The organism is Haloferax sp. s1 (assembly GCF_058382125.1).
In genome coordinates this window covers 1-11,735 of record NZ_JBZRPK010000650.1, presented here as the reverse complement: position 1 = coordinate 11,735, position 11,735 = coordinate 1, and the positions used below count along the sequence as shown (strand labels likewise).

Below are 11,735 nucleotides of genomic sequence, written 5' to 3'. Positions count from 1 at the left end.
ACGGCAACCTGACTGACTCCGACGACGGCGAGTCCACCTCTGCCGAATTCGAAGTCGTCAAGCCGGAACTCAACCTCGACAAGGACGAATTCAGCGTCCAGAATGCTGCCAACCAGAGCGTCTCGGGCACGGCATCTGTCTCCCCCGGTACGGCTCTCACGGTCCGCGTGAAGTCCGACGGTGACACGCAGCCGCGCTTCCTCAAGACGTCTACGGCCTACGTCCAGGCTGACGGCTCGTTCTCCTCCGTGTTCGACTTCTCGGAGCAGAACCTGAACGACACCTTCGAAGTGACCGTCTCCGTCGACAAGGGCGTCGCTGAAGATGCCACCGCTGACGGCATCGTCGGCGCTGTTGCAGAGACGACCACCGAAGAGAACACCACGGAATCCACGGAAACGGCAACCGCGACTGAAGAGCCGACTACCGAGGAATCCACGGAAACGGCAACCGCGACCGAAGAGTCGACTGAGGAAGCCACCGAGGAAACCACCGAATCCAGCACGCCTGGCTTCGGTATCTCGGTTGCCCTCGTCGCACTCGTCGCCGCTGCGCTCCTCGCAGTCCGTCGCGACTAAACACCGTTAACTAACTACCGGGTTCTACCCGGTCCCCTCAACTTTCTTTATTTAGTGCTGGAGTGCTGAGCGGCAGCCACGACTGTTCGTCACGTGTTCGCGCTGCTCACTCGTCTCACGTCAACGCGAGTTCCCCCTGTATTACGACAGTACAGTCACTCACACTGATATTCTGGCGTCACGAACGGTCTCGCATATTTGACGCACGGAACGACAAGGGATTTATTGGGTCCACGTGTTCCCACACGTATGCCCGGACTACTCTCTGATATTCTCGCGTGGGTAGTCATCGCCACCTTCGTTGCCGGCGCGGTTGCCAGCGGACGCAACCGTGAACTCGGTCGTCGGGTGATGACCGTAGCGTGGGTACTCTTTGCTGTCTTCTGGCTCCAACTCATTCCCCACTTCACGCTCGTACACAAGAGCTACATCGAGGGCCTGCTGACAATTGCGGCCGTCCCGGCGTGTCTCTACGCAGGGTGGCTTCTCTACAGCGGACGCGACACCCTCTTTGTCCTCTCCCGAGCAGTCGCAGCAATGGGTGTCGTTTACCTCCCCTTCGAGACGATTCCTGCACTCACGCTCTTCGGAACGACGATTCCCGCACCACGTGGTATCCTGATGGAGACCGTCGCGGCACAGACGAACTTCCTCATCGAATTACTCGGCTACTCACCGCAGATGATTCCCGGCGACCAGGGGTATCTAAATACGTTCCTGTGGATGCAGGGTTCACACCGCATCGAGATATCCGTCGTCCTCGCGTGTACTGGGCTCGGAAGTATCGCCATCTTTGCGGGTCTCATCGCGGCCGTCGATGCCCCGATTCGACGCAAGGTCCGAGGGCTCGCAATCGCCGTTCCGATTATTTACGCATTAAACCTGCTCCGAACGACGTTTATTACCATCTCGGTCGGCAAACAGTACTTCCAGCTGTTCGTCGATGAGATTCTCTTCCTGTTCGGGTCGTCGGACCCGTACATGGTGTCGTTCTTCATCTCCGACCGCATCATCAGTCAGGTACTGGCAGTAGTCGCACTCGTCGGTATCACGTACTTAGTCGTCCGAGAGGTGCCGGAGCTACTCACCATCATCGAAGACGTACTGTACATGGTCACTGGCGAAGAGTACGACCTCCAAAGCGAACTGGGCCTCGACGCGCCGAACAACCGTCGAGCATAACCGTTTCAAGGCCTACGCAGCTGTTTTCGACTGGCCTCTCACTCGTAGTCAAACAGTGATTCGGGAGCACCGCCAAGGGAAGTCAGTGCATCGGCTTCGACATGGTGGACCTCGCCGGGGATGATAAGCATGTGCAGCGGGTCGCCGAACTCTCGCTCAGCAAGTTCGGACAGGCGGTCGGCAGCAACGACGGGGTTCGGACACCCTGCCCGACAGACTGCGACACCAAGTGCATCGCCGTCCCAGTGTTCCGCGAACAGTTCGGCCGCGTAGTCAGCAGACATGTACTCGTCACCCTCGACTTCGACGCCGCGGCGACCCTCCCAGTCGACTTTGATGTCCAGGTAGACCAGCGTGTGGAGGCCTCGCTCGCGGTTCGCTTCGAGTGAATCGACGACGCTTTTCGGAACCGGGTCGCCACCGTGGACATACGGGAATGGGAGCGTGACGGCCTTGCCGAATCGGTAGTTTTGCAGACCGGTTAACCCACTCGCGGCGGACTGCGCAGTCACGCCGTGGACGAGGTGTGTCTCGATGCCGCGTTCTTCGGCACGCAGTCGAAGGTCGACGTGTGTCGTCGAAATCATTGTGTCTCCGGCGGTGAGGAACACGACGTGTTCGTCCTCCGCGGCGTCGAGAATCTCTTCAGGGTCCTGTTCGACACCTGCACGGTCGCGAACTTCGATATCGATGTCGTGGTAGGTTTCGAGGTCTTCGACGGTCGCACCGACGAGGTGACTCGTGTAGAACTCCGCGAATGCACGGTCGGCGTCAGCGAGGGCTTCTCGTCCCTCGACCGTAACCGAACGTTCGTCGTACAGACCGAGACCGATGAAGGTGAGCATGCCTGTGCTCTGTCGTGGGCGGTCATAAGCGGCGTGACCTTCCGTCGAGGGAAGAAGCCGAACGATATTGCCGTGCGTCGACGAGTGAGAGCTGTTGCGAAGTGAACGGACCCGACGGGATTATCTCGCGTGCTGTGTTCTGCTCAGACAATGGCGGACCACCGAGCGACAGTCACCTGTCCTACCTGCGGACTCGAAGAGGCGTTCTCGAAACTCGCAACGGCCCGCGTTCGAATCGAAGAACACCGCGAGGAAACGGGACACGACCCCATCTGGGAGTTGGATCGAGTCGCTCCGGGTGTCGAGAGGATGGGAGCGGAAGCAGGAGTATGTGGGGTTTCTGACCGGTGAGAAAAATCCTTGTGGGATGTTTGCATGTCTCAAATTTATTAGAAAGGAAACCAATCACATTGTATGACTATCACAGTCTGGCGTGACGGCCCAAATGGCCACAAAAAAGAAGTCGTCGAAGACCCGGACAACCTCAAATATTCCGCGGAACACGGGGCATGGTTGGTTGCACAGGACCCGTGGGGATTGCTTTTGATTCCCTCCGAGAAGGTCATCAAAATTGTTGCCGATGACAGAGAGGAATTGGAGGTTTGGTGAGGGTTCAAGGGAGTCGTATAACTCTTCACATACCTTGTTCTTCGGTAGGTCACAAACTCCAGCATAAAGTGTACACAAATCTTATAAAGGGCATGAAAATAAACACATGTCCACAGTATCTGGAGAATCCTTGTCTTCGGTCAGGCATTTACTAACTATTTATACATTCTAATTTGTTATATGGGTCACACTAATCACTGTATCCCAACAACATGTATATGGACTTCAGAGCGGAATCGACCTGCGGCACGAACAACGTACTGCAGGGGAACCGCTCACGAAATCCGAGAGACCACTATGGTGTCAAACCAAACACGGCAAGAGATCGAAGAGGAACTCGGGCAGATACCAAGTTGGATAGAGAACCTCGCAGAGCCAGCTAGCGACCACAGTTGGGGAGTCGTTCGGGATCTCGAATTTGGGGAGACCGAACTGTCCGCACGGGAGAAAGCGCTTATCGGTGTTGGTGTAGCGGCCGCTATCAAGTGCCCCTACTGCACCCACTTCCACAAAGAAGACGCACGGATGGAGGACGTCACAGAGGACGAACTCACAGAGGCTGTCAACCTCGCTAGCAATACACAGTACTTCTCGACCATTCTCCACGGAAATGAAGTTGACATAGACGACTTTGTCAACGAAACAACTGAGATGGTCGAGTACATCAAAGAGCAAGAGGCAACAGCAGACGACTGAACCAACCGACCCAACTCGGTCGGTTTTACCTGTAACCTCATTCGGGTCTGCAGAGCCAATTCCGTCTCTCCAAGTAAGCATGCGCCATTCGAATTATTCTATGACGCTCTCGAGGGTCGGCTATATTTGGCAGGTCGTCTTGAGTCGTGGGTATCTGGGATTGACACGGCATGTTAACCGTGGATAGTAGGTGCGAAAATATTGGGAGGGTGGTGTCCTGATTGGCCGAAGTCAATCCAAAATTCGAAATTGTGTGATACGAACATGGGACGTCTTTTCGGACCTATTGCTAGTACAGGACGATTGAAGTTATCAATTTAGATATTTTCTCCACAGATTCAAGACACTGCTCCGATATTTGGGATTATCAATGCAAGCGGACGCAGACACTCGACGACTCGCGGTCGCCTTTTCTACTCTCCTGATACTCGCACCCCTTGCGGGCTGCGGGGCGGCACTCGACGCGACAGGCTTGGGTAGCGGTCCAACCGTATCCGACCTTCGGCTTGGAGAGTATGAGGATCAGCCGCTCTTGATGTTCAACTACACCGTAGACGACTATTCAGACGCTCTCCTTGAAGGACCGTCCGGCCAAGTGATCCAAAAGACGACGCTGGAACCGGATCAAGAAGTGGCGGCGTTCAGTCTCGTTGACCCCCGTCCGGGAAATTACACAATTATCCTCCAGCAGGGTGGTGAGACAAAGTCGACAGAGACTGCCTCCTACGAAGGTGCGTCACCCACAATCACGACTACGGAAGCAGCTTGGTCAGGGAACACACTTCAGCGAGTCAATGTGACGGTGAACAACAACGGTGATTTCCCCGTGCAGATCTCTGAGGCGGTCGTCAACGCTCGAGACTCGGAAATGCAGTCGAGCCCGTACGTATGGGTCATGCCCGGTGAGACGGAGTCATTCTCGATCACTCCGTCCTACGGAAAAGTCTCGATCCACTCAGTCGGTGAGGTCCGCGGTTCGGTCGCGGTCACTACATCCGCAGATGAACTCACCAGTTCGTTCACGAAGACGTTTGAGGGACCCGACTTGGCAATCACGAACGTCGAACCCGTTTGGGATGGTGGATCGCTAGAATCGACATGGGTAACCGTCGAAAACCAAGGCGACCTCACGGCCTCAGCCTGGGCGGGTATCCAGCGTGGTGACGAAGTACTTGCCTCGACGTACAACGAGTCTATTTCACCCGGTCAGAGCGTCCAGTACGAGATTACGCATTACAGCGGAACGATCTACGAACCAGAGACGTCGGGAGAAATTCAACTTCAGGCGATTGCGAACTCTCCATCTGGGTTCACGACCCAAGAGTTCACTCGTGAAATCTCCTCAGCAAGTCTCAGTATCGATTCGTTCACTCCCGTGTGGGAGAATGGGCGGCTCACTATTGCGACATTCACCCTGTCGAACAACGGTGATGTTGCCACCGACTTCTCTGCAAGCCTGATGGTCAACGGTCATGAAGTGAAGGAAAGTCAGACTATCCAATCGCTCGCTGGCGGTGCGACCGAAGAGTACGAGATTGTGGACGATGGCTGGGGTGCTGGCTCCGCGTTGTTCATCAGCAATGGCGGCGAGGAGACGGTAAAACTCGAACTAACTAGTACTGGAAATTCTGTCACGGCGAGCAGTAGTCAAGAGTTCGACGGCCCGAGTGCTCAAATCAATAGTGTGGACACGACCGTGTTCGGGAACTATAACAGCGATACCTCGGAACTCTCTGGCCTGACCCTTGACGTTCAGAATACTGGGGATTCGGTGCTGGTGTACGATTCGGTTCGGTATGAGATCGACGGCGTGAGTTCGACCGAATCACTCTCGTTCGAATCACAAATCAAACCGGGAGCAAGCACGACTGAATATCTCCATCCGGATCTCACGGTTACATCAGGGGACCGCCAACTCACAATCAAATTCATCCAAGATGGTGAAGTCGTCGATACCGAAACGGTGGCAGTAACAATCTCAGAGTAAACGTTCTCAAGGACTCGCTGTTGTCGTCACCTCGTTTTTCGACGCCTCGACATTGGACCTCGACGACGACGGCGAATGACTGTCGTTTCTGGTGGTTGGCAGCGGTAGTTGACACGGCATGTTAGACAATGTTGGTGGGTTCGAAAGGTGTGACCGGATCGTGTCCGGACTGACCGATAGTCCGTGGTTCGTAGATAGTGTAGACTAGTTTTGAACCGGTAGATCATCTGCTATACTCAAACCCCCGAATTAACCAAAGTTCTACTTAGTTAGAAGAGAAACTCGAAATGATATGGTCCATCCAATATTCGAAAAAATAACACTGATAAATTATGAGTTGGGTGAGGCATCTTTTTCATCTACTGGTTCATATTTTGAATATGAAGATAATATTTATTTAGTCACCAATCTCCACGTGGTTAAACATGAATATGGCATTTCTCCCGACAAATTAAGGATTCATGTAAGAGACAAGGATAATCCAGAAAGTACTCGTCCTGAATATATTGAGTTAACAGACTCAGATGGTGTAGACCGATGGATGACTCATCCTAATTTTCCCGCTGATGTGGCGGTGATTCCCTTGGATTATGATTTAGATGCTACAGGAAGCTCGGCATTCACTGAAGATTGGTTTATTACTGATGCAGATGGGGTGAGTATAGGGTCATCAAACGATATTCAGCTTCTTGGTGGTGATGCAATAGTTGCTGGTTATCCACTTGCGTTTAAAGAGATGGGGACTTCTTCTCCGATTATTCGTAACGCAGTAATCGCAAGCTCGTATGGGCCCAACTTCAATGATGAACGCTGTTTTATAGTCGATGCAGTTATGCATGATGGGATGAGTGGGAGCCCTGTGTTTACATCTCCCGCTGATTCATATTGGTCAATGAAGAAGGGACGAAGTGTTTACGTGGACTTTGAGGATAACCTAGATGCCTCTGAGTTTGGTGGCGCGCTCCTTGGAATACATTCTGGTTCGATTAGAGACCCTGAAGTATACTCAGATATACAGACTCAAGCGGCTGATCTCCAGCTAAACAAAGTTTGGTATGTTGACTTGATCACGGAAATCATCGATTCGTTTTGAATTTATAGCTGATATTTCGCTGGTCCAGATCTGTATCGAGTCCAAGAAGTAAATGACAAAGTCCCAAGATTTACCTCAAACAACCGACCCGACCAAAGCTGTCCTGTCCCAATCCGCTCTCCACCACAAAAACCTCTGCAACTACGTAATCAACGTCGCAACCGGCTGTACCCACGGGTGCAAATTCTGCTACGTCCCAAGTACACCAAACATCAAGATGCGAGGGGACATGCTGAACGAACAAGCTGGTGTTGAGGACGGCCAGAAAGAGTGGGGTAGTTACCTTCTCTATCGAGATGATTTACCTGAACGCCTCGCTCGAAAACTGGACCGAAAGCGAACGTGGGAAGAAACACAAGACGGTCGCGGCGTCGTTATGGTATCCAGCGGAACCGACTGCTACCAAGACCGCCGCGCCGCCCAAATCACTCGCGGCGTCGTTGACGAACTCACTAACGCCGGCGCATCGGTTCGAATCCTCACCCGCAGTCCGAACGTCACCCGCGACTTCGACCTATTCCAGCGAGCCGGTGACTCGGTAAGCATCGGAACCTCGATTCCGAGTTCGACACTGTACTGGTGAAGGCAATCAAGCTGAATGCACCACCGACACAGGCTCGTTGGGAAGTCCTTGACCAAGCGTTCCGAGACGATATCCGTCGCTTCGTCTCATTCTCCCCCACGTATCCGACGACGGACCGCGACATCCGTGAAGCGCTCAACTGGTTCCGAGCGGTGAGACGCAAGAGCAGCTATTGAGAGAAGCAAGTCTCAGAGGAGAATTGGTAGACAGAACAACTGGTTACCAGCTATCCCATTAAAAATGATCGTAGCAATAGCGGAATCGTTCGATTCCCCTCATACTATTGGTAGTTGAGAGACTACACTTTCTGCTTCTATTGGTGGAACCGAGATACACAGTTGGAATACGAGTGCAAAAATCGTGATGGCTAATACCGCGACTGCCAGTCTCCTACTGAAATACCCGAATTTAGTATGCTGAACTCGTCCAGACATTTTAGGGATCAACCCACAAATTAGTAGTAGAACAACTATCGAAACAATCAAAGACCCAGTTCGGAGAAGGCCAACACCATACGCAACACCTGTCCAGAGACTCAACATCGCCCAAGTAATCATTGAGACATAAAATATCAATTCTAATTGATCCTTGGCACGGTCTCGCTGTCCTGTTGCTAGTTCCTTATGGGCCGTCATGCGAGCGTCAAGACCAGGGCCGAATAAGTCTTGATTGAACCGCCGAATCTGTCTCTGATAGAAGTTGTAATCTTCCTCGATTTCGTCGATCGTGTCGTTTAGATTCTCAATTCGGCCTTGCACTAGTGGGAGGTAGAATCCGACAATCATACTCAAGACCAAGATCGAAAATGGCGGGACCAAATCCTTGCTCCCCCATCGAAGAACAAGGAATATATTGGCAATTATGGCTCCAAGGAGGGTAAAGGCTAGTGTTTGGATTTCCTGTGAGACGTCATTTGCAGCGGTAGATAACCGGGATGTGATATCTGCCATCAGAGATTGAGTATCGTCGAGTACTTTACTCAAATCATCAAAATTTTCACTTACTGCAGCAGCGCGGAACTCTTCAAACCGGTTTTTTATTGCTTCGGATTTCGTCGCTATCTGTTCAGGTTGGTCTTGGCTACATTCATCAGCGATAGCCCGCTGCCATAAATCACGAAACGAAGAATCTCCTTCGTTTGGTTCAAACCGTGTGTACATCTCAATTAGAGATGTGAGATCAGGTTGCGATAGGTTAGCTGAGAAATCATTCATATCCGTTGTGAGCGATAATTCGGGGTCGTGTGTGTATGTGAATTTGTATCCTTCATCAACTTCTTCGGCTTCTTTAGCGAATATTCCAAGAATCGAAAGTAGTTGGCATTCCTCAGTATTCTCAATTCGATCATGTTCATGTAGTGGCAGTAACTGTTTTGGGTGTATTGGAATTAAGGAATCTCTCCAATGTGTTACTGACCGCGAAGATTGATTGAAATTCGTGTATCGTGTTCGTGCATCCTCAATTTTATCGATTGAGAGGCTACCAAACTCATCAATTGAGCAAAGAACAACCGCATCCGTATTTTGTCTAATAGATTCACCCAACAACAGTATCGGGACTTCTTGGCCGGTAAATAACGACTCAACGACTGTCTTCGGACTATTTGTAGAAAGCCATTCGTTGAACCGCGGAACAGTTAGCCAAAATGATGGATTGTATCCAGATAATTGTGACTTGTGAATCTTCAGTTCTACGAACGAAGTAGCTATCTCTGATTTGTTGATTGTCACTTCTGCTGAAAGATCTATCTCATCTTGTTTCAGGTCTGTAGCAAATTCGTATATCTTCTCCCCAGCAGATGCGAGGTTACTATTATCACGGTGATAAATAAACCCATCTTCGCAGTCCGCGGAATCCGCAGAGAGTTCAAGTTTGTCAATTTCATCAAAATCGCCCGGTTTGATCTCTCCTCCTCGTAACGTGAATGCAGTATGCGTATTCGACAGATGAATGTTGAATGTTGAGAAAAAAGACGGGCTTTCTGAAACAGTTTCAATTAGTCGCGCGAATTCATCTTTTGGGTAGTCAGATATTTTGAACTCTGCTAAAATTGTTTTGAGTTGAGCCGGAGCTGTAACGTCCCTCTCGTGAAGCTCGCGAGCAACCTGAACCACGGAACGAATTTTATCGGACATATTATATCAAGTCAGATAATACCTCAGATAATTCCCTAATACCGTCTAAACTATCAAAGACAGAGATCTTCTGATCCCCACTCCCCGTTGTAATGTGAGGGGTTGCACCAGAAAGTATGACATAAACCTCGTCACCGTCGCGTGCAAGGATCACATTATCTTGCTCTTTCAGCTCACGTAGGCTTACTCGGAACTGGCGCTGATCACCGATACTTAACAGTACCTCTCCCTGGAGGTGCGTTTCGTCATCAAATAACTCGTCGCTCTCTCGATCAAACGTTTTGTAGTCGGGGAATACCGCGTCGATGTCTGTCTCTTTACTACGATGCCGTAGCTCACGCTCAACAACTTCATCATTAACCTCTTTTTCCCTCAGACCGGCAAAACGGTACCAGTAATTTGCGTAGTTTGAAGCCCCGTTCTCCTGAAATACGCGAACTCGGCTTTGATCAAGATTCCCTCCGTAATCGATAAATGGGTAGAGAATGCACTTGTCTGTCTTCTGCTGTATGACGTAATTATTATCAGTTATTGATGCAGAACGAACATCAATCTCCTTGGCACCTTCTAAGTATGGCGTTTTTAATATAGCTACAAAGCCCCGGTTATTATGTTCATATTGGACGATAAGAAGAATATCTTTGGCTGAGAGGTCCTCTTGAATGTACTTTGTTGCAAGTATTTTTGCATTATTATCTAAGCTGGCTCCATCCCGAATCTCCCGAAATACATCATCCGTAGGCTCTCGTCCGTCCTCGTCGGTTGAATCGTTCCACTGGTGGACGCGAGCATTTTTTCGCTTTCCGTATTTTTTATCCAATGCGTCGTGTTCCAGCATTCGCTCAACAATATCATGGACCTCCTTCCCATCTTGGTCGTTCTCTAGCTGGTCCCCTTCGTATACCCCCACTCTATCGGGCGTTTTATCGTCCCCATTCTGCGTCCGGCAACTGTAAACCGCAACCCCCTTGACTTCAACATCAAAGTCAGACATCGTCCGAAAAAGGAAACAATTCAAATATATATCGCTTTGTGTTTCTTTTCACGTAGCAGCTAGTAGATGTCTATCTGACTAGGTCTTCGTCTTCTATCCGCCCCCAAATTGTCTCCCCGTACTCCGTCATCTCATACAATCGCCCTGGGTGTTCGTCTGCGACAACTTCGACCATCTCTCGCTCTCTCAGCTCGCGGAGGGCCCGTGAAACGTTGGGATATCGGCTGTCATATGCCTCTTTAATCTGCTTTGGATAGCTGATACCAGTAGAGAGGTGTTCCATCGCATTAATTCGATACTTGGAATTGAGCACCCACCGAACATCGGCCAACTCTTCGTCCATCAGCGTAACTGTACGTTGACCTAGCACCGGTTCTATAGATACCTCTAGATGGGTTATACTCGGCTTATCATATCCCATCAAAGATTCTATATAACGGCAGAGAAAGCGTGACTTGAAGTCAGATTACGCACCGAGGTACACACAATGGGATACGAGCTAATTCACGCCAACACGTTTGAGGAACTCGCGAGTTGGCCTGAGACGACAGACCCCGACGCCGGTTGGCAAGACGGTGGGGGCGTTCATGCGATTGTCACAGATCCACCGTACGGGGTTATCGAATTCATGGAGGAAAACGTCGAGAAGATGCGTCAGGGTTCGGGAGGTGTATGGCGAATTCCACCTTCACTGGATGGTAGTCAACGAAATCCGGTTCCACGGTTCACCGTCCTCACTGGCGAAGATAAACAGATGCTTCAAGACTACTTTGAGAAGCTCGGTGAACTCGCTCACAAGGTTCTCAGACCCGGTGGCCACATCTTGATCGCCTCGACGCAACTTCTGATGCACTACGTCTCTAAGGGGTTCGACGCGGCGGGGCCAGAACTTCTCGAGGGCACTTTTTTCGAAACGAAAACAACTCGCGCGGGAGAACCCCCCAAAGGGGCACACCCGCATCCTGTAGAAGCAATCGGATCCGGCATGCCCCGGGAGTACCGGGTAACCCGGCTTCTCTACCCAAAACCCGTT

13 protein-coding genes are annotated in these 11,735 nt (G+C 51.0%); 9 read left to right on the top strand and 4 right to left on the bottom strand.

Going from position 1 to position 11,735, the window contains the following annotated elements:
- Together QT222_RS14920 and artA are read left to right on the top strand one after the other, a co-directional pair.
- Positions 1-578 (top strand): BGTF surface domain-containing protein (locus QT222_RS14920; RefSeq protein ID WP_491477622.1); only part of this gene is annotated, 578 nt, incomplete at its 5' end.
- A gap of 249 nt (positions 579-827) precedes the next feature.
- The gene (gene artA, locus QT222_RS14915; protein WP_004057336.1) at positions 828-1,760 is read left to right on the top strand and encodes an archaeosortase A; all 933 of its coding nucleotides are present in this window, start codon (positions 828-830) and stop codon (positions 1,758-1,760) included.
- A gap of 38 nt (positions 1,761-1,798) precedes the next feature.
- Here the strand turns inward: artA and dph5 are convergent, their stop codons facing one another.
- Positions 1,799-2,605: a diphthine synthase gene (gene dph5 / locus QT222_RS14910; protein ID WP_004057334.1), complete on the bottom strand. Its 807-nt coding sequence runs from the start codon at positions 2,603-2,605 to the stop codon at positions 1,799-1,801.
- A gap of 150 nt (positions 2,606-2,755) precedes the next feature.
- Between dph5 and QT222_RS14905 the strand changes: the two genes are divergently transcribed.
- The 6 genes from QT222_RS14905 to QT222_RS14880 all read left to right on the top strand — a co-directional run bounded on the left by QT222_RS14905 (position 2,756) and on the right by QT222_RS14880 (position 7,573).
- A complete protein-coding gene (locus QT222_RS14905) occupies positions 2,756-2,956 on the top strand; it encodes a DUF7542 family protein (RefSeq protein WP_004057332.1) in 201 nt (66 codons plus the stop codon).
- Between the two features lie 63 nt (positions 2,957-3,019).
- A complete protein-coding gene (locus QT222_RS14900; RefSeq protein ID WP_004057328.1) occupies positions 3,020-3,214 on the top strand; it encodes a hypothetical protein in 195 nt (64 codons plus the stop codon).
- 297 nt (positions 3,215-3,511) lie between these two features.
- A complete protein-coding gene (locus tag QT222_RS14895) occupies positions 3,512-3,910 on the top strand; it encodes a carboxymuconolactone decarboxylase family protein (protein WP_004057326.1) in 399 nt (132 codons plus the stop codon).
- 370 nt (positions 3,911-4,280) lie between these two features.
- Entirely contained in the window at positions 4,281-5,897 is a 1,617-nt protein-coding gene (locus QT222_RS14890) for a hypothetical protein (protein ID WP_491477621.1), read from the top strand.
- Positions 5,898-6,189: 292 nt separating this feature from the next.
- Positions 6,190-6,990, top strand: coding sequence for a S1 family peptidase (locus QT222_RS14885; RefSeq protein WP_491477620.1), 801 nt, complete (start codon positions 6,190-6,192; stop codon positions 6,988-6,990).
- 52 nt (positions 6,991-7,042) lie between these two features.
- On the top strand, positions 7,043-7,573 hold the full coding sequence (locus tag QT222_RS14880; RefSeq protein WP_491477619.1) for a radical SAM protein: 531 nt from the start codon (positions 7,043-7,045) through the stop codon (positions 7,571-7,573).
- 275 nt (positions 7,574-7,848) lie between these two features.
- Here QT222_RS14880 and QT222_RS14875 read toward each other — a convergent pair whose 3' ends face one another.
- The 3 genes from QT222_RS14875 to QT222_RS14865 all read right to left on the bottom strand — a co-directional run bounded on the left by QT222_RS14875 (position 7,849) and on the right by QT222_RS14865 (position 11,045).
- Complete coding sequence (locus tag QT222_RS14875; RefSeq protein ID WP_491477618.1) at positions 7,849-9,708, bottom strand: hypothetical protein; 1,860 nt, start codon at positions 9,706-9,708, stop codon at positions 7,849-7,851.
- A 1-nt stretch (position 9,709) separates the two neighbouring features.
- The gene (locus QT222_RS14870) at positions 9,710-10,702 is read right to left on the bottom strand and encodes a hypothetical protein (RefSeq protein WP_491477617.1); all 993 of its coding nucleotides are present in this window, start codon (positions 10,700-10,702) and stop codon (positions 9,710-9,712) included.
- 70 nt (positions 10,703-10,772) lie between these two features.
- Complete coding sequence (locus QT222_RS14865) at positions 10,773-11,045, bottom strand: ArsR family transcriptional regulator (protein ID WP_491477616.1); 273 nt, start codon at positions 11,043-11,045, stop codon at positions 10,773-10,775.
- A gap of 144 nt (positions 11,046-11,189) precedes the next feature.
- On the opposite strand from QT222_RS14865, the gene QT222_RS14860 reads away from it, so the two are divergent.
- On the top strand, positions 11,190-11,735 hold a 546-nt coding region (locus QT222_RS14860; RefSeq protein WP_491477615.1), incomplete at its 3' end, for a hypothetical protein.

Coding starts and splice junctions, on each gene's coding strand:
- artA (WP_004057336.1), top strand. CDS start 828: ATGCCCGGACTACTCTCTGATATTCTCGCGTGGGTAGTCATCGCCACC.
- dph5 (WP_004057334.1), bottom strand. CDS start 2,605: ATGCTCACCTTCATCGGTCTCGGTCTGTACGACGAACGTTCGGTTACG.
- QT222_RS14905 (WP_004057332.1), top strand. CDS start 2,756: ATGGCGGACCACCGAGCGACAGTCACCTGTCCTACCTGCGGACTCGAA.
- QT222_RS14900 (WP_004057328.1), top strand. CDS start 3,020: ATGACTATCACAGTCTGGCGTGACGGCCCAAATGGCCACAAAAAAGAA.
- QT222_RS14895 (WP_004057326.1), top strand. CDS start 3,512: ATGGTGTCAAACCAAACACGGCAAGAGATCGAAGAGGAACTCGGGCAG.
- QT222_RS14890 (WP_491477621.1), top strand. CDS start 4,281: ATGCAAGCGGACGCAGACACTCGACGACTCGCGGTCGCCTTTTCTACT.
- QT222_RS14885 (WP_491477620.1), top strand. CDS start 6,190: ATGGTCCATCCAATATTCGAAAAAATAACACTGATAAATTATGAGTTG.
- QT222_RS14880 (WP_491477619.1), top strand. CDS start 7,043: ATGACAAAGTCCCAAGATTTACCTCAAACAACCGACCCGACCAAAGCT.
- QT222_RS14875 (WP_491477618.1), bottom strand. CDS start 9,708: ATGTCCGATAAAATTCGTTCCGTGGTTCAGGTTGCTCGCGAGCTTCAC.
- QT222_RS14870 (WP_491477617.1), bottom strand. CDS start 10,702: ATGTCTGACTTTGATGTTGAAGTCAAGGGGGTTGCGGTTTACAGTTGC.
- QT222_RS14865 (WP_491477616.1), bottom strand. CDS start 11,045: ATGGACGAAGAGTTGGCCGATGTTCGGTGGGTGCTCAATTCCAAGTAT.